Below are 20,556 nucleotides of genomic sequence, written 5' to 3'. Positions count from 1 at the left end.
CCGGCAACCTAAATTCCAACACCTTGAAATAAAAAACGATGCACATAGTGAAGACACTATGTACATCGTTTTATTAATTAATTAGCCTTTTAGGAAATCAGGCTTTGCGAAGTTTGGGTTTGGATATTTATAGAAACCTTCGCCTGTTGCGCGACCTAGTTTGCCTTTATCGATATACTCTGTTTTTAAGAGATTGGCTAATTTTTTAAAGTTTTCTTCACCTGTAGCAGCGGCTTTTGCCTCTACAATGTTGAAGGCAGTGTTAATGCCGACAATGTCAAGGATGGCGAATGGACCTAGTGGTGCTCCTGTTCCAATCATCCATGTTTTATCGATTGTTTCTGGGTCTGCTACTTCTTTTACTAATAGTGATTCAGCAGCATCTAAAAATGGAACTAGTAATGAATTCAAAATATAGCCTGGTTGTTCTTTATATAATGGAAGTGGAACCATGCCGATTGCACGTGCAAATTCTACAACTTCATCGAACACTTTCATATCAGTGCCTGGATGCTTCATAATTTCGGCTGTGTTGTTTTTCCAAATCGTATTTGCAAAGTGAAGCGCTATAAACTTCTCTGGACGACCAGTTGCTTCAGCAAATTGGCTTGGTAATAATGTAGATGAGTTTGTCGCAAAGATTGTTTTAGCAGGGGCAACTTTGCCAAGGTTTGTGTAAAATTCCGTTTTAATTTTAACAACTTCAGGAATCGCCTCAATCACAAGATCGGCATTTGCAACCGCTTCTGATAAATCACTTTTAAATGATAAACGTGCATATGCAGCATCAACTTCTTCTTGCGTCGCACCTAAGTCTTGTTGGTATAAAGGTTTTAATTTTGTGATACGATCTTGTGCATTTGCTAATGCTTCATCATTAATATCGTATACGGTTACATTAAATCCTTTAAAAGCTGATTGATAGGCAATTTGACTACCTAGAACACCGCTACCTGCAACTGTAATATTTTGATAATTCATCCTAAATTCCTCCTTCGATAATGTTACATTAATATAATTGTAAGGGTATGTGTTGTATCCCTTGTTACACCTCCATACTACTTCTTCTAATATTGAAAAATCAAATGAAAGCCTCAATTATTATAACGATATAATGACTATATTAATTTCCCCAAAAGTAAAAAACGTCACCCGAGAGAGTGACATTTAATGTTCAATAGCTGCTAATGCTTTGTCCATTTGGCGTTCATTATATTTTATTGCATGACTATTAATGGATTCGAGTCCCTTAAAAGTATAATTTCAACGGCTATCTACTTTATACCTACTAAAGAATAAACTAATTTACTAATTTTTCTGCATAAATAAAAGGAGGCATAAAGCATATTTATGATAGGGTGTTTATTCTAAACGAAGAATAATAGTACTTTTCGTTGGATTTATTGAAAAAAGTACTTGATGCATTGTAGAAATTATGTAATATACTTCTGGATAGTTTTGAAGATTTAGTAATTTTATATTTCTGAGAAAATAGGACTTTTTTATAATTTTGAATAATTTACATATTTTTATAGATTTACTAACGGTTGTTTTAGTACACTGAATTTATGAATGGAAAGGGGCAAGTATAATGAAAAAGACGTTTTTAGCTGGTGCGCTTAGTATTGCATGTTTTACAGGAGGTTTTGGATTACAAGCAAATGCTCAAGAAACTGTAGATGTTTCTAGTATTATCCACCCAAAACAGGCAGTTGCAGCGACTAAACAGGTGCAAAAGATGACATACCAAGATCTTTATAAGACACTAGTAATTTCCAAATTATCTTATGAAGATAAAGAGATAACGTTAGTAACGACGAAAAATAATATGACAGTAAAGATTTCGTTACAAGCACTATTGAAAAATACTGAAATGAGTGCACAAGAACAAAAAGAATTTAAAGAGGTTTTCGGTGACTCTATTCAAATGAGATTTACTCCATCTGGAAATGCATTTAAGGCGGAAGTATATGCTGAAGGGAAATGGCAAGCTTTAGCTGATGAGGATTTGAATGATATTATTGGACCAATTCAGGAAGAGGATCTTGTGTTAAAACCAGGTGGTTACTTCACAGATACTATTGGACATTGGGCAGAGGGCTATATCCAATTATTGTTCCAATTAGACATTATTAAAGGTACATCTGCTACAACATTTACTCCAAATGGTCAAGTAACACGCGGACAATTAGTTTCTATGATTTTCCGTGCTTCAGGATTAGATGTGAAGGAAGATTATGAAGGTCCTGCTACATATAAAGATTTGGCAAAATACCCAGGTGCAAAGGAAGTAGCGATTTTAGAGGAATATGGCATAATTGATATTTTTGATGGTGTTAATTTTGAGCCGTATAAACCTGTTACACGTGAGGAAATGGCATTTGTAACTGCAAGATTCCTAGAAGGAAAGGAATTTGATGTAAGTAAGGTTAGCAAAATTAACCCATTTGCAGACAAAAACCAAATGCGTAAGGAAACTGTTGAATCAATCGGATTATTAAAGCAATTAGGTGTAATCGATGGAGCAAACGGTCAATTTAATCCAAAAGGTAATCTTTCACGTGCACAGTTTGCTAAAATCCTATCACTAACATTAATGTTAATTGGTGAAGAAAAGTAATTTAAAAGAAGCAATCCACAATATGGGGTGGATTGCTTTTTTATTCGACTAGCATATGAAATACGTGACTTAATAAATAACCTAATAAAACGAAGGCTATAAGTGATTTTATTGATACTGACCGAATATGATGCAAAATAAATTCTGAAATACTGGCTGTTGCTATTAACCCAATCGATACGCCCATTAGTACACCTTGTGCCTTATCAGATAACTCCCAATATTGGCCGATCTGTATGAAAACACTAAAGAAAATCGAAAATGCTATAAAATAAATAAAGAGTCTCCAAAGCCGTTCTCCTTGTGATAGTAATGCTGTAGAAAGTGCAAAGCCTTCTGGTAGATGATGTAGAATAATAGAAGCTGTTATGGCAATACTTAGTGAGGCTTTCCCTAACAGCTGTCCGACAGTAAGACTCATCGGAATAGTGTGGATAATGATTGCGATTGCCAATAGAGATACTGAGGGATTTTGAGTATGAGAGGTATGAAATAAACTATTAAGAACTTCAAACATTAAGTAGCCTAACAAAATGCCAAGTAACAGGCCAAATGATTTGTATATTTGAAAAGAAGAAGGAATGACGTCTACAACAAGTAAGCCAACTAAAAATCCACCACATAATAAGGATAATCCATGAGTTGTATGCTTGAATAGCCTAGAGAATACCCAAGCTAGAGCTCCTCCAATGCTAGCACTAAAAAAAAGAAAGCCACCAAGTATCATTGCGCTCAACTGCAAAATTCCTCCACCCTATATATTCTTTAAGCTGTTTTTAAAAAATATATGCTAAGTAGAAACGAATATGATAGTCGTAAGTTTTAGAAAAAGGTCCGTTGTTTGAATTACTAAAAAGTAAGAGGTTAATTTATCGATAAATCTATTATTAGGGGCTTTATTATCGAAATCTGCGTGATCAAACCGGAATAGATATTAATCGCAAATTATAATAGGTTCCTTTCCATAATTTAAAAACCCCGAGCGTCAATGTATCGACGCTCGGGGTTTATATTCAATTATGCTGCTGCAAAATTTCGTGACACTCACTAAAAGGGTTAAAAGTGAATACCTGGTTTATCGCTTAGCTTACAGCCTGTACCATATTTCGCTTTTAAGGCACCTTTAAAATTAGTTTGTTCAAGTTCAGGGTATGCCTGTTTCCAAAGTTCAAATACATTGTGACTTGAAGCAGTACCCTCTTTTGTTAGTCGAACAATATGGAAACCATATTCATCGTTGCATCGAGCTAATGGGCGATTTTCACGTACTGTAATGATTCGACCGCTCGCCGTAACATCATATAAGCCTTCGTAACCTGAAATAGCACGTCTTTCTTCATCGAAGTCAGCTGATTTTTCTACTTTTTCTTTTTTTGCTTCATTTTTTTCTGCAGGTTTAGCAGTTTCTTTAATCTCAGCTTTCTCTGTAGACTCCACTACTTCTTTGATGTCATCTTTCTCTACAGATTCAGCCTCTTCTTTATTTTGAGTTGAAAGCTGTTCCACAATAACGAAATCCTTGTTAGAAGCTTTGTCGCTCATTGTCGCCATGATGTTCATAATAGAACCTACATAACGGACTGGTTTATCTTTGCCTTCTTCAAATACAAAAATATTATAATCGGTTTTATTCATCTTCTTCATAATAATATTTCCTGTTTTAGTAGTAAAACCGATAAATTTGTTCTTTTTAAGTGCTTGTATTGCTTGTTGCTTTGTTAAAATCATTTTTTAAATCTCCTAAAGAATTGTTTTTTCTATTTTACCATAAAATTAGTTTTCCTGTTTTTCTTAAATATTGGATGTTTTATTATTGCACTGAAAATTTTTTAGGCCAAGGGAAGAATTGTGTTTGTCGTACGCTGATCCCGAAGGAGCGACTATCTTCCATTTCCATAAAAATACTTTAAAACTTGCAAACTGATTAGGCAGATAATAGAATTGGTCGGTAACGAAGAAAACTGAGTTAAGTGATGGAGCAAAAGGTCCCTAAAGTAAATGCTCTACTCGTACCCAATATAATCAAAAGGAGGATTTATTTATGGTTCAACATTTATTTACTATGAATTTACAATGGTCGGAGGGGAGAAATGGGACGGGTACTATTGTTGCAGACAATCTAAATACGAAAATTTCTATTCCTCGAGAAATGAATGGGCCAGGGATGGGGACAAATCCTGATGAAATGCTGCTAGGAGCGGCAGCAACCTGCTATTTAATTACACTGGCTACATTACTTGAAAATTCGAGGATTGCTGTGTTGGATTTGTCTATGCAAGCTGAAGGCTTTGTTGATGTCACAAACGGAGTTTTTACTTATGAGAAAATCGTGCATAAGCCAAAAATTATTGTACAAAATTTATCTGAGCGAGAACGAAAAAGAATTAATCGCTTAGCTGAGAAGGCAGAACAAACATGTATGATTAGTAAAGCGTTAAAAGGAAATGTTCAAATTACATGCGAAGTACAGATTATACAAGGGTAAAAGGGAACATCTCTATTCATGCTAAAATAGGAGGAGTTATTCAAAAATGATTTTGAAATAACTCCTTTTTTTCATGTATGCATTTTTAGTAGGCAGATTGGAGTGAAGACTTTGCGTCTTATTGACTGACGCTTCGCTTTCGCGCAGTCAAAACATTGCCGCTGACGCTTCGCTTTCGCGCAGTCAAAACAAAACATTGCCGCTGACGCTTCGCTTTCGCGCAGTCAAAACATTGCCGCTGACGCTTCGCTTTCGCGCAGTCAAAACATTGCCGCTGACGCTTCACTTTCGCGCAATAAACCTTGTTTCCCCGACATCCCCAAGAAAGGCCCTAACTGGAACGGAAATCAACCCACGTTATGGTGTTGACCCTTTTTTCTACATATTATCGATTGCTTCTTCAAAAGTAGTTCTATAAATGTCCCAAATGAATATATAAAGTTAAGTGGTAAAAAAATGCGAAGGATGATGTGTTGCACGAGCAGTCAGCTCAGACTATTAAATTTTATAGTCAGTACGGGAAAAGAATGTTTGATATTGCGGGGGCACTCCTAATACTTTTCATTACTATTCCTCTTATGTTAGTTGTATTCCTCGTTTTACTTATTAGCACAGGCCGCCCAGTTTTTTTTAAACAAATCCGTACTGGACAGGATCATCACCGCTTTGTTATTTGGAAGCTGCGGACAATGACTATACAAGCAGTTCCAGTGAATATGCCTACTATGTGTGCAGACGGAATTCCGGATGATTATTTTTTTAAAACTGAACAGGATGCACGGATCACAAAAGTTGGGGCCACTCTTCGCAAGTTTAGTATTGATGAAATTCCACAGCTCATTAATGTTTTAAAAGGAGATATGAGTATTGTTGGACCACGTCCAGAAGTTCCGTCCATCACAAATGCTTATAACACTTTACAGGCACGGCGTTTAGAAGTAAAGCCTGGTTTAACAGGTCTTGCTCAAATTAACGGCCGCTCTAACATTTCTCACGGACAAAAAATTTCTTATGACCTAGAATACGTTGATCGTTATTCTTTTTGGATGGATTTTAAAATTATCATCAAAACAATTTTCGTAGTTTTAGCTCGAACAGGTGCTTATTAACAATTAAGGAGTGTTAAGTTCTGAAGATCTTTCACGTATGGATAAGATTGGAGGAGCGTAAAAGCATATGGAGGCACTCGCCATAAAATTAAAGCAAGACAGTCACGAGGTAACTATTGTAGCAGGCCTTTATGATCCGTCACTGTGGCGCTTCAGCTATGCAGCGAAATTGCTCCTGCTCATAAAATGCTGACATTCATAATGGCAGCGATCAAATAGAGAAGCAAGTAGTACCTATAAAAGAGATGAGGAGCATCCATTAATCGTGATGGTTGCTCGTTTTGAAGTGCCAAAAAGACAGGATTTATTGCTAAAGGCTTTAGCGGAGTTTTCTGATGTACCTTTGCGTTTGCAATTGATCGGTGATGGCTCACTGCGCCCACGTTTAGAAGAATTTATTGCCCGATAAAGGTTTAATAAATCGTGCTTCATTTTTGGGCAATCAATTGGATGTCACATCCTTAGTTGAGGAAAGTCATGTATTTGTCTTGTTATCAGATTGGGAGGGCTTACCGATTTCAATTATTGAAGCAATGCGAGCAGGACTTCCGATTAAAGCTACGAATGTGGGCGGTGTCAATGAGTTAATTTCCGATTTAATTAATCGAGATGATAACGATTTACTAAAGAAAAGACTTTAACAAGATGAGCACTTACGTCAAAAAATGGGGACGCAAGTGAACGCCGCGTTTCTACTAATGTATCAGAAAACGCTATTTATCTACGAATAGGCTGTATTAAAATCGGCTAAGAAAGGTGATTAATTTGCAATTAATTCGCATTCGAACTGATGATGAGCTTATGTGGTATAAGGATATTTGGGATGAAATTTTAGCATCTGAGGACAATGATAATCCATTTATAGAATTTGCTTGGTTTTATATCTGGTGGCAAATTATTGGACGAAGAGAGCGTGTCGAGCTCTATGCTGTTGAAGAAAATGGTACGATCATTGCCTTTTTCCCCTTCAGAGTTCGACTTCGGTGGGGAGTACGAATTTATGCCTTTGCGGGAGAGAATATGGCGAATTATTCAGGTGTTGTAGCAAAAAAAGAATGGCTGTTGCCCGTTATAACCTTTGTGTTTGATCAACTCATTGAAAAGTACAAACATGTACTATTTTCATTTCATGGATTATTGGAAAGCAAAGACTCTACAAAGGTCATTGAGCAATATTTTGTTGAAAGGCAGTTACGTCCAAGTATTTTTCGTGTAGTGACTCCGTATCTTGCCTTTCATGATGTAGATATTCCTAACTACTTCAATCAACGGAGAACAATGCATGGTATGGACAGCAGAGAACGGAAGCTACAAAAATTAGGCTCCTTAACGAGGAAAATCCCTTCGCGAGATGAACTTTGGCAAATGTTTAGATTATTTGATCGACGGTGGGCTACAAAAATAGATACAAGTGATTTTACGAAAGGGAAGAAAAAGGACTTTTTCGAACAGTTAACGCTTCTTAAAGGGGAGGCATTGCAAGTGGAGGTAGACGCACTTGTTTTTGAAGACCGATGGATTGCCTTCACATACGGAATTTGCTGTCGTGGACGTTATGTAACTTACGCACTTGCACATGAGCCAACATTTACTATATTCGGGCCTAACAGATTAGTGAATCAAGAAACGATTAAGCGAGCCTATTCTGAAAACTATCGCTTGTTCGATATGAGTATTGGCTATGAGCCGTATAAGTTCGATTGGCGCTCTAATATTGATTTTACGAGGCGTATGCTCGTAAGCGGTGGAACGAAGCGAGCAAGGCTATTGGCAAGTAGCTATACGCTGAAGGAACGGCTCAAGGAATTTTTAAAAGGTAATCATCGTGTCGTGGAATGGAAACGCAATACTCTAGGTCAATTACGTTACTTAGTAAAGTATGGGAAAGTAAAAAATTGGCTAGAATATGGACAACTATTCGTAGAAAAATTTATTCGTTTTAAGCAAGTGAATTTGTATGAATTATCCCCATCAGATAATGTTACACCGCAACGACCTGTAGGAGATTTGTTTGAGGAGTTGTCGATACAGGAGGCGATGCAACTCGATAAGGAAGAAATTATTTCTCTATTTTATAAGGGATACACGATTTACAAAGATTCTTATGCAGAAACGAATAAACCTGCGTTTGCATTACATGCGATGAACTGGCATGTAGATGATTTGCAAATTGTTGAAGCATTGCCAAAGCAGACATATTTTTTAACCTATGATGTTTATAAAAATATCGATATTATTACAGCCTTTTTCCAAAAAATGAAACCTGCACAAACACTTTGGGTTACTGCGAGATTTTGGCAATGGCGAAAGCGTAAACAATTATTGCAGCTAGGCTATAAACGTATTTCTCGAATGAAACATTTTAAATGTGCTCGTTATGAGCGAAATCATGTAGAAAAATACACAGAAAGTGGGGGCGATGTTCATTCTGTCCATTAAAAGTAAGCGATGGAATATCGCAATGCAGCATTTTTATTTCGTAGAGAAGCCAGCTAATGTTAGAAAATCAATGAAGGTTATTGGCTATACAAATTCACTTGTACCAAGCCGAAAGCTTGTTAAAAGTAAAACGGTTCATATTCACCTTACAGATAGTGAGTTATCATTATATCTTGCTCTTTCAGAAAGTAATCGGAAAATTCTTCGTCGTGCACAAAAAGAGTCCTATCAAGTTTTTATTTATAAGGAACCATCAGATGACAATTTACGAGCCTTTCAACAGTTTTATAATAACTTCGCAAAAAGAAAAAAACTCGAGCTAATTAGTAAGTCTCAAATGGAAGCTATTACGCTTTTAAAAAATAAAGGAGCACTATGGTTGTCTGAGATTCGCAGTTTTTGTGGACAAACACTATGCTATAGACTCGATATTATATACGCTAAAAAAGCGATGTCCTATTATGTAGCGACTTGTCATTCTCAATCAATGCCAGAGCATTTAATACGACCAATTCGATATGCAAATCGTTTCTTACTATGGCATAATTTATTGCATTTAAAGGAGCAAGGCTTTGTGTTATACGATATGGGGAAGCTGACAGATGATCAAAATGTTCGTGCGTTTAAACTAGGTTTTGGTGGACAAGTCGTCGATGTATATTCCGGTTACATTACCCAATCCAAAATACGTGCACTGTTACTGGGCGTGCAAAAATGGAGGAAGTAGTTATTGAAGTAAATCGTGGAGGTCTTGTCATATCATTGGATTTTGAGCTAAATTGGGGTGTCCACGATGTATTTAAGCACGGACAATACAATAAAAATTTATATGGCGTCCGTGAAGCATTGCCTAAAATACTAGAGTTGTTTGAACAGTATGGCATTCATGCGACTTGGGCAACAGTAGGTCTATTGTTTGCAGAAACAAAAGCTGAAATGGCTCACTACTTAAGAGGTATTCCAATAAAATATAAAAACATGCGCTACGCAGCACATACACAACTTGCAAAAGTAGGAGAAAATGAGCAAGAGGACCTTTTACATTTCGGCAAATCCTTAATTGAGAAGATTAAACGTACGCCACACCAAGAAATAGGCAGTCATACATTTTCACATTTTTACTGTTTAGAAAATGGACAAACTGAAGCAAATTTTCGTGCAGATTTACATGCTACTGCCATGATTTGTGAAGAAAATATCGGACCGATGAAATCGATTGTCTTTCCGCGTAATCAAGTGAATGAAGCCTATTTCCCGGCATGTAAGGAAGTAGGATTTGTATGCTATCGAGGAAATGAAAAACATCCGTTGTACGATCCTCAAAAATTTACGAGAAAAGGTCGGCTATTAGCTGCAAAAAAATGGCTGGATAGCTATGTTAATATAACGGGAAATCATCTAGTAACGCTAGAAGAAATGCAAAAGGATTCCTTTATTAACATTCGTTCAAGTGCATTTTTAAGGCCCTATTGTAGACCTTTGCGATTTTTTGAAGGCTTAAAAGTCCAACGTATAAAAGAGGGAATGCATGCAGCTGCAAGGTCTAAAGCCTTTTATCATTTATGGTGGCACCCTCATAATTTTGGCAAGAACATCGAAAAAAATTTAGCGATGCTTGAGGAACTTTTACAGTATTATCAGGAATTGCGTCATCAATATAACTTTCAAAGCTATACGATGCACGAGGTCGCAGAGCTTTGCCAAACTTTATCCCGCAAAAGCACGATAGGTGAAGACTAATAATCAGTGGGGGAAGAAAACCCTGCTGAATCAAACATAAAAAGTAGCAAACTAGAAAATGGCTTAGTTTGCTACTTTTTGTGTGTAAAGGGGTAAATGGAGTATATAGATTTTTTAAGAAATTAAGAGGGAAAATACCGAACTTTGACGAAATTGTATGTACTAATGGTACTATTAATGTGGAAAATATTTTACTAGGTATATTTATAGGATCAATAAAAAAGTATAGGGCAATTGACTTTAATTCGACATTGGACGCCCAGCTGATATGAATTGGAAATATTTAAAGATAGTATATAAAAATGACGTAAAGGCGGTCGGTTAACATGTTTATTCAACCAGAATGGCAATATAAGCAAGAAAATGGTTCAGCTATGCATCAATGGGTGAAGCAAAAAGAAAATCCACTTCCAAATGATGTAGATATTATTTTGTACGGTGCTTTATTATCGTATGCTAGTAAACGATCCGAAAAAGCGCTGTATCCAACAGCATTTCGAAAGGCTTGGCCAAGTTTTCAATCTTATAATTTAGATGAGCAAGTAGATTTGCGTACGTTAGCAGTCGTTGATGTAGGTGATGTGGCCATCCATGAGACGGATAGAATGCTTTCAGAGTCTGCTATAGAAGCTGCAGCTGAAAGTTTAAGCACCGCATATTCTAAAAGTTTCACGTGTCTGATAGGTGGAGATCATGCGATAACAGCTTGCTCTCTTAGAGGAATAAAGAATGCTTTTCCAAAGGATCGCATAGGGATTATTCAAATTGACACGCATTTGGATGCTCGGAATCAGGAGGAAATTGGCTTAGCTATGGATTCTCCAATACAGCAGCTCATTGCAGCAGGCGTTGTAGAGGGGAAACATGTTTATAATGTCGGGTTACACGGCTTTTTTAATTCACCAGAAATGATTCACTACGCGAAAGAACAAGGAATACATATGATTACGTTAAAGCAAATGCGTCGTGATGGCATACAATTAACGATTCGTGAAATGCTCCGTCAGCTTATGTATGAGGTAGATCGTATTTATGTATCTGTTGATTTGGATGTGCTCGATATTACATTCGCCCCAGATGTACCTGCTGCAACACCAGGTGGATTAACGGCCTATGAATTATTTGATATTCTAAAGCTCATTGGAGAAAATGAAGGAGTCCGCCATATTGACTTTGTCTATGCCGATCCAAAGGAGGGGGACCTACGCCCCGAAACAGTGAAAATGGGTGTGACAGCATTTTTACAATGGCTAACAGGTATTCGACTGGATTACCGCAATCGCATTCAAAAAAATAACGTCCAAGGTGTCAGTAAATAATCTAGTAAAAATCGATTTCTCACGCAGGTCATAAAGTATGATGCAATCAATTTAAATGGCCTATAAAATTATCGTTTTTGAAGGGGCTTAAGGGGGAGGAAATATGGTGATAAAATTAGAATCCGAGCGTCTATGTTTAGAACCTTTTACTATGGATGACGCATTCAGAATCAAAGAATTGGCTAATGACAAAAGATTAGCCAATATTCTTGGACTTCCGTACCCATATGAATTGAAGTTCGCACAAGATTGGATTGATATGCATCCAGAACTTCTAAAACGGGGAGTCGAATACCCTCTAGCAATTGTTTCAAAAGAATCGAGAGAAATAATAGGTACGATTACGTTAAGAATTGACAAGGTCAACAATAGAGGTGAACTTGGCTATTGGCTTGGTCAGGATTATTTGGGGAAAGGTTTCGCAACCGAAGCTGTAAACAGCATGATTCATTTTGGTTTTATCGAACTAGGTCTTAACAAAATTTGGGCATCTGCCATTGCTAGAAACAAACCATCGTCTAGGGTGTTAGAAAAGTGTGGATTACGCAAAGAGGGAACATTGAGACAACATAGATTTTTAGTGGATACATATGAAGACGTTGATGTTTATGGGCTTTTAAAAACAGAATACCCCGCTCTCTAATAAAATGATGATTATGCCGGGCATAATTGATGAAAGTTTAGGTACTGCATAAAATTAACACTATGCTATATATTGTAGATGTTGTCATATAGTTTGCTATAATAGACAATGCTTCATAAAAGTATTATAGATGAATACAATTATTGTATTGTAATAGAGAGGACTATTTATATGACAACAAAACCAAAACTTTTAATTGTGGATGGCATGGCGCTATTATTCCGTTCATTTTTTGCATCGGCTGCGATGGGGCATTATATTCGCCTGGCGGATGGGACACCTTCTAATGGTGCCCAAGGATTTGTCCGTCATGTATTAACGGCACAATCTATTATGAAGCCAACCCATCTTGCTGTTTGTTGGGATATGGGTGCACATACATTCCGTAACGAATTATTTGATGGCTATAAGGCTAATCGTCCATCACCACCAGAGGAAATGCTACCGCAATTTGATATGGCGAAAAATTTATCGCAACAAATGGGCTGGCAAAATTTCGGTGTTAAAGGGATGGAGGCAGATGATTTAATTGGCTCAATGATTACAAAGTTTCAAGATGAGGCTGACATTACGGTAATTAGCGGAGACAAGGATTTACTGCAACTTTTAAGACCATCAGCGGAAATTGCTTTTACGAAAAAAGGCTACACAGAATATGACGTTTATACGCATACGCGTTTTCAAGAGGAATATGGCATCCAACCTATGCAATTTGCACAGGTCAAAGCGTTTATGGGAGATACGAGTGACGGTTACCCAGGCGTTAAAGGTATTGGACCAAAGCAGGCACTTACGTTAATTCAAACATATGGTTCTATCGAAAATGTTCTAACGTCGATAGACGAATTAAAGCCAGGTCAACGCACGAAAATTAAAGAGAATATAGACATGCTAAAATTGTCACATGAGCTTGCAACAATTCAAACGAACATACCAATCGAGGCAGAATTAGCGAGCTTAGTATTACCTAATTACGAGCCTCAAACGTTCAAAGAAATAGAAGAACGTGGCTACACATTAATTGCCAAGCAGGCACGTTCGTTATATTCACTGTAATAAAAACCTTAAATATTGGACTGACCTAGTCATTTGAGACACACATAAAACACCCATTAGGCTGCTTGGTAACCGTATTCTACGGGCGTTAAGTAGCCTAATTTTTCTTGTATTCTTTCCTCATTATAACATCTCATATAATTTGCTACACGTGTTCTCGTCGTAAGCCCGAAATACAAAAATAAGTAGTGCACCTTCTCGTTACGCACGACGAATGGCCAGCTATCTGAGTGAAAGTAAATCCCCCTAAAACCATTGAAACAATATGGTTTTAGGGGGAAAAGTGAAGGGTTTCGCATTGTAAGATGTATTCTTGTAAGTAGACGATATTTTTATTTTTTTAATTGGTCATATAGTTGATCCATTGCCATTGAGTTCCCAAGAGCTGAATAGTCTAACCAAGGTTGATCTGAAACGACAAAAATTTGGCCCTTTTGAACAGCTTTTAGAGATTTCCATATAGATGATTTAGTTAGTTCTTTGTATACTTTTTCAGCTTCTTCGTTGCTATTAACTACAACAAATATAATATCTGCATCGTAATCACCAATAACTTCTTTTGATATCACTTGATATGGCTCTTCTGTACCCATTTCTGTAATTCCTGTAGCAGGTTCAAGATTTAAGTCTTTAAATAATATTGGGCCCATTGGTCGTGCTGTTGAGAAAACACGTAATTCTTTATCTGTAACACGGATTGCCATTGCTGTTGCATCTTCACCATATTGTTTAGCAAGTAAAGATTTTACTTCCTCCGTTTTCTTTTCGTAATCTGCAATAAATTGTTTCGCTAATTCTTCTTTTTTGAATTTTTCTCCAAGTAATGTTAAATGATCACGCCATGTTCCTTCATCTAAGTTATATAGTTGAACGGGTGCAATTTTTTTGTAGTGTTCTAAATTCGCTGCTGCAAATTCTTCATCTGCAACGATAACATCTGGTTCAGAGGAAAGTAATGATTCCATATCAACATCTTTTGCAGGGCCATATTTTGTAGCTTCTGTTAAGTATGGAGCTGCTTGTGGTAAAAAATCACCTAATGAACCACCAACTACAGAACCAACGGGGGTAATATCTAGGGCAATTAAGTCATTTGTTAAGTGAATTGATAAAGAGCCAATACGTTGTTCTTCAACTACTTTCGTTGTTGAATTAGATGTTGTTGATTCTTCATTTCCACAAGCACCTAAAACTGCTGTTAATAGAGCTAAAGTTACTGGTAAATACCATTTTTTCATATTGTTATACACTCCTGTTGTTTTTTAATAGTAAATAAATAAAATAAGGTCCTCCAATGAAGGATACCAATATACCTGCTGGGATTGGGTTTGCTTCAAATAGAGAACGACCAATCGTATCAGAAAGTAGTAAAATGCCAGCGCCAATCAATGCAGATAAAGGTAGGTTGAGGCGATAGTCACTGCCAACTAATTGGCGTGCCAAATGTGGCGCTAAAAGTCCTAAAAAGCTAATATTACCTACGATGGCTACTGAAACGCTTGATAACACCACAGCCATTATCAATGCGCTATTTTTTGTGCGCTTTACATTAATTCCGGTTGTTTGAGCGAATGCCTCTCCAACTTGTAAAAGGTTTAATCGATGCGCTAAGTGATAGGCAAGAAAACTAAATAGAGCAACCCATGGAATTAAAATAGAAACATGAATCCAATGACGTCCCCAAATATTCCCAAGTAACCAACTAGCTGCAAAAGAATAAGTATCTTTATTTAAACGTAATGATAAAAATAGCGTTATTGCATTAAAAAGTGCCGATACAGCAATACCAATTAAAATCAATTTATTTGTATTGATACCGCCATTTTTTGATTTTGCTAAATAAACAATCGAAACGGCGGCCAAAGCACCACCTGAAAAGGCGAATAAAGGTATTAAAATTTCAGCATATAAAAATTTTTGACTGAAAAAGCTCATGAATATAATTAATCCACATGAAGCACCCGCATGGAGACCTAATAAACCAGTATCCGCTAAATGGTTGCCCGTATAGGATTGGAGTAATGATCCTGCCACAGCGATACCAGCACCACCGACTAATGCAATCAAGATGCGGGGTAATCGATACTCAAATAATACGAGTATATTATGATCCTGCCCTTGACCAAATAGGTTATTCACCACTTCTAGTAAAGAAAGTTGATAGCTTCCGGTGTTAATTGAAAAGAAAAATGTTAGAAAAATGAATATCAAAGTGATCGAGATGTATAAAAGAAATGGAATTCTTCGCTTTGTTGCCATTTAAGTTCCCTCCAGTTTCTTCGCGACAACTAGAAAAAATGGCACACCAATAAAGGCAATTAATATTCCTAATGCAAGCTCTTTAGGTGCAAAAATTATTCGAGCTGATAAATCAGCGATTACAACAAGTGTACTCCCTAATAAAGCGCTTACCGGAATATTCCAACGGTAATCATGTCCAATAAATTTACGTGAAAGATGAGGGATAATTAGTCCAACAAAACTAATAGAACCACCGACTGCAACTCCAACACCACCAAGTAAAACGATAACCCCCATACTTGTGAATAGTAAGAACTTAATGTTTATACCTAAACTCGATGCCATTTCTTGGCCTGTACTTAAAATCGTTAATTGCTTACCAAGTAATGTTGCAATAATGATGGATACGATAACGATAGTAATCAATAAAGGAAGTTGCCTCCACGTAACACCTGCAACTCCACCTGCATACCAAAAAGCCAATTCTTGATTCAAATCAAAATAAATGGCAATACCTGAACTAATTGCATGTAGAAATGCAGCAATCACTGCCCCAGCAATTGTAAATGTTAAAGGGGAAAGATTCCCACGAGCGACTAGACCGATTGAAAAGACAAGGAAGGTCGATAGTGCGGCCCCGATGAATGAAAAGAACGTAAGCCAACCGTAGGAAATCGCTGGATAAAATGCAAAACAGATAGTCACAAGAAGTACTGCCCCACCGTTGATTCCTAAAATGCCTATATCAGCAAGGGGATTACGTGTGATTGCTTGAATTACTGTACCAGCGACTGCGAAAGCAGCTCCAACAAATACGGCCCCTAACACTCGTGGTAATCGAACGTCATAAATGATCTGATGTAAATTATCCTCTGAGTTGTATTGGAAAATGGATGTCCACACTGTGATAAAGGGAATATTTTTAGCCCCTATACTGATTGCAAAAATAATGGAAGCAAAACAGATAATTAAAAGTACGGATATCATGATCCATTTGTGCCAAATTGTCATCTTATCACCTCTTATAAACTAGTGTCGTAAGATAGACAAATTGGTTTTTTAGTATAAGGATCTTCACTAATGACAGCATCTATTTGAAAAACCTGCTTTAAATTATCAGTAGTCATCACTTCATCAACGGCTCCAGCTTTTACGATTTGACCAGAATTCATTGAAATCATATAGTCTGAATATCTAGCCGCTAAATTTAAATCATGTAGTACCATAACAATTGTACGATTTTCTTCCATATTCAATTGTTTAAGAAGTTTCATTAAATCAAGTTGATGTGCAAGGTCCAAATAGGTTGTGGGCTCATCTAAATAAATAATGTCCGTTTGCTGGGCTAATGCTAAAGCGACCCAAACGCGTTGACGTTGCCCACCCGACAATGAATCAACAATAGAATTTTCTACGTCATTTAACTTGGTCTTGGAGATTGCCCAGTTAATAATTTCTTGATCTTGAGAGCTTAAAATACCGAAATTCCCTTGATGGGGATACCTTCCGTAAGCAATAAGTTCACGTACTGAAATGTTGGAAGGTGCAATCTGAGACTGCGGAAGTAATGCCATTTTTTTCGCCAAATCTTTTGTTTTATATGAGGTTAAAGCTTGTCCATCTAATAAAATTTGACCTTTAGAATAAGGCAATATTTTTGTTAGAGCCTTTAATAAAGTTGATTTCCCACAACCATTCGGTCCAATAATTGTTGAAATACTATTATCTGGAATATGTAATAATAGGTCTCTAAGAATAATGTTTTTATCATATTTTACTTCGATGTCGTGTGCAGAAATTCGAAACAAATTGTTGGTCTCCTTTTAGTGAGAATGATTATCATTATCGAATTGTATTCTATTTGCATTTTAAAGTCAATATAGCATTAAAAAATAAGTTATTTAAATATAAGTTAAATTAAACATCGTTTATTCATTTTCATCCACTTATAAAAGCGTTAAATATAGCTAGGAAAGGTACATTCAGTTTATTCTGCTCTGAACGCTATTCTATTCTTTTCCTTTTAGAACCCCAAAAAAACACTATTCATAAGTGGGATGGTGTTCAAGAAATAGTTGTTTTAAGTGGGAAGATGTTTATGAAGAGTTCAGTGAATTACTAAATCAGAGCAAATGGCGTTATTTAATGCGATAAGACAAGACCTGTTTCCAGACGAACCCGATAAAAGAATTTAATCGGAGAAGATTTTTATATTAGTGTTACAGAAAAAAGATATAATACTGATTACAAAGATGTTTTAATCTGTTACAAAATTAAATGTCAAGCTAAATAAATCACATACATCATGGTAATTAATGCAGAGTATAGAATTATGCTCTGCTTTTTTATGTCTCATCACCAAATGTTGAGGTAACTATTTAGTGAAATATGCCATGTTCATGGGTTGATTGGAGTGGAAATAGGTGACTCCTTGGGGCTCAGCAATAGAGGAACGAAGACTAAAACCATCACGTCCTGTAATAACGTTTTGTAATCAACATCGTGTTGGCCCGAGACCCTGAGCAAGCAGCACGAGTGAAGCGGCTCGGCGGACGCCCTCAGGAAGCTTGCTCTGTAGCGAAAGCGAAGCGTCAGCAACAAATGTTTTCTGTAGCGAAAGCGAAGCGTCAGCTACAAAGCCCCTAGTCGGAACGGAAATCAACCATACGTTTTGTGAAGCAATCTTATAATTTTTTGTAACCTTTTCCTAACCTCAAACGAATTATAAGCAAATAAGTAAAAGGAGGGGAAAGATTGATTGATTCAAATAACTTAGAATCAAGAATAGTTGAAATTTACAATTTGTATTACTTAGACGTTTATAGATTTCTTGTTTGTTTTACGGGAAATCAAAATGATGCTGAGGATTTGACCCAAGAAGTATTTATTCGGGTATTAAAAGGGTTATTGAATTTTAATAGTAACTATCATTTAAAAACGTGGATTTTTTCAATCGCAAAACATGTAGCAATAGATCACTACAGAAAGAAAAAGTTTACCTCACTATTTAAGGACGGTTTTTTTAATCAGTTATCTTCGAATGAAAAGAAACCTGATGAGGAATTTGAAGTAACAGAATTAAAACAATATATTCATGAAGCTATTGCTAAATTAAAACCTAATTATAGAGCAGTAGTCATTCTTAGAGGTATTAATGGATTTTCCATAAACGAGACTTCGGAAATTCTTCAATGTAGTGCGGCGAAAGTAAAAGTTGATTATCATAGAGCCCTAAAAGAGCTTAAAAGAAAACTGAATATTGAAATAGAGGGGGTTTTGACAAATGCAAAATGAAAAAGACTTATTTGACACGCTGAAAGAAATGTACCCTCAACATCCTAGAAAGGAATTTGTTTCTGCAACTGAAAATACTCTTAGACAACGAGCACGAAGCTTGGGTAAAAAAAGGATCTTCACAAAATTCGCTGTGATTACAAGCGGTGTTTTAGTTTGTGCATTTATTTTTTCATGGCTAATCTCTTTAAATGGGAGTGGCATAGTTTCAAAGGTAGCCCATAGTGATGGAAGGGGGGCATTGTCTTATGCAATGGAAGAAAAGAAACCTGTGGTCTATATTTATCAATCACATAACAGGGAATCATTTTTCCCGGAGCTTCCTGAACAGCGGGCGTATAGAGAGCAGCCACCGTATAGTAATACTAAAAATGTAACACTGGTAGGTAAAGAGTTAAGTAGAGCATTAAAAGAAATGGACATTAATTCAATTCATGATGAGACAGATATAGATGGAATCTTAAAACAAAGGGGTTCATACTTTCCAGATTCATATAAAGTGTCACGAGAAAATTTACAGAAAGTTTTAGCTGAAAATGACAGCATTCGCATGGTTTTTGATATACATCGAGATTCTCAAAAAAGAAGTGAATCCACAATTGAAATGAAAGGGAAAGATTACGCAAGAATTAAATTTGTCGTATCAAAAACGAGTGGAAACTATGAAACGAATAAAATATTTGCCACTCAGCTTCATGAACAACTAGAAAAATTATTTCCGGGACTATCCGTAGGTGTAATAGAAAAAGGGATTGATCCCCAAAATACTTATAATCAAGAACTCCATGATAATTCAGTATTATTAGAAGTTGGAGGTATAGATAATACGTTAGAAGAAACGTATAGATCAATGGATGTTTTTGCACAAGCTCTAAAAGTTATTCTTGAGAAGAGTAAATAAGTCTTAGTTATTGATGAAAAAAGAGCATGTCTAACATTGCAGGCACGCTCTTACTTAGTTCGGTGTAATTTTCACGAAGCTCAACACTTTTTCATTATCTTTAAAAGGAGCCGTTCGAATTTTACTTTCACGTTTAGGGCCGCCGTTATCATGGAATATTAACCATAGCTCATCATTGCGTATTTCATAGCCAATGAGGGGAACCCAATGATAGGCGAAAGCCGATTTTTTATCGCACCAATTTAAGCTGAAATAGCGGTCAAAGCGTATGGCGACAGGGCGACCTGCATCGATTTCCTGCATAGCCTCCTTTAACGTACAGTCACGGATATCCCATGTCGGACGAAGACGGCGCAGATTGCGAATTAGACGCCATTTAAATAACCCGATTTTGGTGCCACCGAGAAGTTTATAAAGCTCATTTACCGAGGGAGCTTGATCTTCTAAATAATGTAAGACTACGTGTACAGTTGTAGGACCACAAGCTGAATTATGGTATTTTGGTGAAATGGAAGCATCATATTGAGACTTTCCAAGTAGCGACAGTTGCTGGCGCATCATAATCTCTTTTTTAAAAGAGCTGCATTTCAAAAAGAAATGCAGCTCGTTTTTCCATTATTTTTTGTGCAGATAAAAATTCTGTTACTTGCGGCTGACGCTTCGCTTCGCCACATATTAAGCTGTTCTACATTCACTTTGCTATTTTAGC

Annotated in this window: 23 protein-coding genes; 14 read left to right on the top strand and 9 right to left on the bottom strand. The window is 36.6% G+C overall.

The features are described from left to right. Positions 1–81 precede the first annotated feature (81 nt). A complete protein-coding gene (locus PVA17_RS09370) occupies positions 82–981 on the bottom strand; it encodes a 3-hydroxyacyl-CoA dehydrogenase (RefSeq protein WP_274067538.1) in 900 nt (299 codons plus the stop codon). A gap of 610 nt (positions 982–1,591) precedes the next feature. On the opposite strand from PVA17_RS09370, the gene PVA17_RS09365 reads away from it, so the two are divergent. Further along, a complete protein-coding gene (locus PVA17_RS09365) occupies positions 1,592–2,620 on the top strand; it encodes an S-layer homology domain-containing protein (protein ID WP_274067537.1) in 1,029 nt (342 codons plus the stop codon). Positions 2,621–2,660: 40 nt separating this feature from the next. Here PVA17_RS09365 and PVA17_RS09360 read toward each other — a convergent pair whose 3' ends face one another. Both PVA17_RS09360 and PVA17_RS09355 read right to left on the bottom strand, forming a co-directional pair. After that, a complete protein-coding gene (locus PVA17_RS09360; RefSeq protein WP_274067547.1) occupies positions 2,661–3,347 on the bottom strand; it encodes a ZIP family metal transporter in 687 nt (228 codons plus the stop codon). Positions 3,348–3,676: 329 nt separating this feature from the next. Beyond that, positions 3,677–4,348, bottom strand: a complete 672-nt coding sequence (locus tag PVA17_RS09355) for an NUMOD4 domain-containing protein (protein WP_274067536.1) — start codon at positions 4,346–4,348, stop codon at positions 3,677–3,679. 313 nt (positions 4,349–4,661) lie between these two features. On the opposite strand from PVA17_RS09355, the gene PVA17_RS09350 reads away from it, so the two are divergent. The 10 genes from PVA17_RS09350 (at position 4,662) to PVA17_RS09305 (ending at position 13,411) form a co-directional block, all read left to right on the top strand. After that, a complete protein-coding gene (locus PVA17_RS09350) occupies positions 4,662–5,105 on the top strand; it encodes an SACOL1771 family peroxiredoxin (RefSeq protein WP_248717046.1) in 444 nt (147 codons plus the stop codon). Between the two features lie 527 nt (positions 5,106–5,632). After that, complete coding sequence (locus tag PVA17_RS09345) at positions 5,633–6,214, top strand: sugar transferase (RefSeq protein ID WP_274067546.1); 582 nt, start codon at positions 5,633–5,635, stop codon at positions 6,212–6,214. 268 nt (positions 6,215–6,482) lie between these two features. After that, positions 6,483–6,623: a hypothetical protein gene (locus PVA17_RS09340; protein WP_337993607.1), complete on the top strand. Its 141-nt coding sequence runs from the start codon at positions 6,483–6,485 to the stop codon at positions 6,621–6,623. After that, a complete protein-coding gene (locus PVA17_RS09335) occupies positions 6,613–6,855 on the top strand; it encodes a glycosyltransferase (RefSeq protein ID WP_274067534.1) in 243 nt (80 codons plus the stop codon). Before PVA17_RS09340 ends, PVA17_RS09335 begins: the two co-directional genes overlap by 11 nt. A gap of 124 nt (positions 6,856–6,979) precedes the next feature. Continuing rightward, the gene (locus PVA17_RS09330) at positions 6,980–8,653 is read left to right on the top strand and encodes a GNAT family N-acetyltransferase (protein WP_274067533.1); all 1,674 of its coding nucleotides are present in this window, start codon (positions 6,980–6,982) and stop codon (positions 8,651–8,653) included. Next, a complete protein-coding gene (locus PVA17_RS09325) occupies positions 8,634–9,380 on the top strand; it encodes a hypothetical protein (RefSeq protein ID WP_274067532.1) in 747 nt (248 codons plus the stop codon). The genes PVA17_RS09330 and PVA17_RS09325 overlap by 20 nt, the downstream gene beginning before the upstream one ends. Then, positions 9,368–10,393: a polysaccharide deacetylase family protein gene (locus PVA17_RS09320; protein ID WP_274067531.1), complete on the top strand. Its 1,026-nt coding sequence runs from the start codon at positions 9,368–9,370 to the stop codon at positions 10,391–10,393. Before PVA17_RS09325 ends, PVA17_RS09320 begins: the two co-directional genes overlap by 13 nt. A 326-nt stretch (positions 10,394–10,719) precedes the next feature. After that, positions 10,720–11,712, top strand: coding sequence for an agmatinase family protein (locus PVA17_RS09315; protein WP_274067530.1), 993 nt, complete (start codon positions 10,720–10,722; stop codon positions 11,710–11,712). Between the two features lie 103 nt (positions 11,713–11,815). Next, positions 11,816–12,355: a GNAT family N-acetyltransferase gene (locus tag PVA17_RS09310; RefSeq protein ID WP_274067529.1), complete on the top strand. Its 540-nt coding sequence runs from the start codon at positions 11,816–11,818 to the stop codon at positions 12,353–12,355. A gap of 171 nt (positions 12,356–12,526) precedes the next feature. Continuing rightward, positions 12,527–13,411 (top strand): 5'-3' exonuclease, encoded by an 885-nt coding sequence (locus PVA17_RS09305; RefSeq protein WP_274067528.1) that lies wholly within the window; start codon positions 12,527–12,529, stop codon positions 13,409–13,411. A 56-nt stretch (positions 13,412–13,467) separates the two neighbouring features. Here PVA17_RS09305 and PVA17_RS25355 read toward each other — a convergent pair whose 3' ends face one another. From PVA17_RS25355 to PVA17_RS09285, 5 genes are read right to left on the bottom strand one after another with little or no spacing between them, the layout of a single operon-like run. Next, positions 13,468–13,710: an IS3 family transposase gene (locus PVA17_RS25355; RefSeq protein WP_369128047.1), complete on the bottom strand. Its 243-nt coding sequence runs from the start codon at positions 13,708–13,710 to the stop codon at positions 13,468–13,470. Between the two features lie 33 nt (positions 13,711–13,743). Further along, complete coding sequence (locus PVA17_RS09300; protein ID WP_274067527.1) at positions 13,744–14,649, bottom strand: ABC transporter substrate-binding protein; 906 nt, start codon at positions 14,647–14,649, stop codon at positions 13,744–13,746. A gap of 4 nt (positions 14,650–14,653) precedes the next feature. After that, positions 14,654–15,670: a FecCD family ABC transporter permease gene (locus PVA17_RS09295; RefSeq protein ID WP_274067526.1), complete on the bottom strand. Its 1,017-nt coding sequence runs from the start codon at positions 15,668–15,670 to the stop codon at positions 14,654–14,656. Next, the gene (locus PVA17_RS09290; RefSeq protein WP_274067525.1) at positions 15,671–16,663 is read right to left on the bottom strand and encodes a FecCD family ABC transporter permease; all 993 of its coding nucleotides are present in this window, start codon (positions 16,661–16,663) and stop codon (positions 15,671–15,673) included. It abuts the gene before it with no gap. 11 nt (positions 16,664–16,674) lie between these two features. After that, positions 16,675–17,460, bottom strand: a complete 786-nt coding sequence (locus PVA17_RS09285) for an ABC transporter ATP-binding protein (protein ID WP_274067524.1) — start codon at positions 17,458–17,460, stop codon at positions 16,675–16,677. A gap of 694 nt (positions 17,461–18,154) precedes the next feature. On the opposite strand from PVA17_RS09285, the gene PVA17_RS09280 reads away from it, so the two are divergent. The 3 genes from PVA17_RS09280 to spoIIP all read left to right on the top strand — a co-directional run bounded on the left by PVA17_RS09280 (position 18,155) and on the right by spoIIP (position 19,847). Then, the gene (locus tag PVA17_RS09280) at positions 18,155–18,298 is read left to right on the top strand and encodes a hypothetical protein (protein WP_274067523.1); all 144 of its coding nucleotides are present in this window, start codon (positions 18,155–18,157) and stop codon (positions 18,296–18,298) included. 108 nt (positions 18,299–18,406) lie between these two features. Then, positions 18,407–18,946: an RNA polymerase sigma factor gene (locus tag PVA17_RS09275; RefSeq protein WP_132361849.1), complete on the top strand. Its 540-nt coding sequence runs from the start codon at positions 18,407–18,409 to the stop codon at positions 18,944–18,946. Then, positions 18,936–19,847: a stage II sporulation protein P gene (spoIIP, locus tag PVA17_RS09270; RefSeq protein WP_274067522.1), complete on the top strand. Its 912-nt coding sequence runs from the start codon at positions 18,936–18,938 to the stop codon at positions 19,845–19,847. Before PVA17_RS09275 ends, spoIIP begins: the two co-directional genes overlap by 11 nt. A gap of 54 nt (positions 19,848–19,901) precedes the next feature. Here the strand turns inward: spoIIP and PVA17_RS09265 are convergent, their stop codons facing one another. Further along, the gene (locus PVA17_RS09265) at positions 19,902–20,405 is read right to left on the bottom strand and encodes a C39 family peptidase (protein WP_274067545.1); all 504 of its coding nucleotides are present in this window, start codon (positions 20,403–20,405) and stop codon (positions 19,902–19,904) included. Positions 20,406–20,556: the final 151 nt, after the last annotated feature.

Source organism: Lysinibacillus sp. CNPSo 3705 (assembly GCF_028674935.1).
Classification (GTDB): Bacteria; Bacillota; Bacilli; order Bacillales_A; family Planococcaceae; genus Lysinibacillus.
Note: the sequence above shows the minus strand (reverse complement) of the source record. Positions and strands in the feature narration are given on the sequence as shown.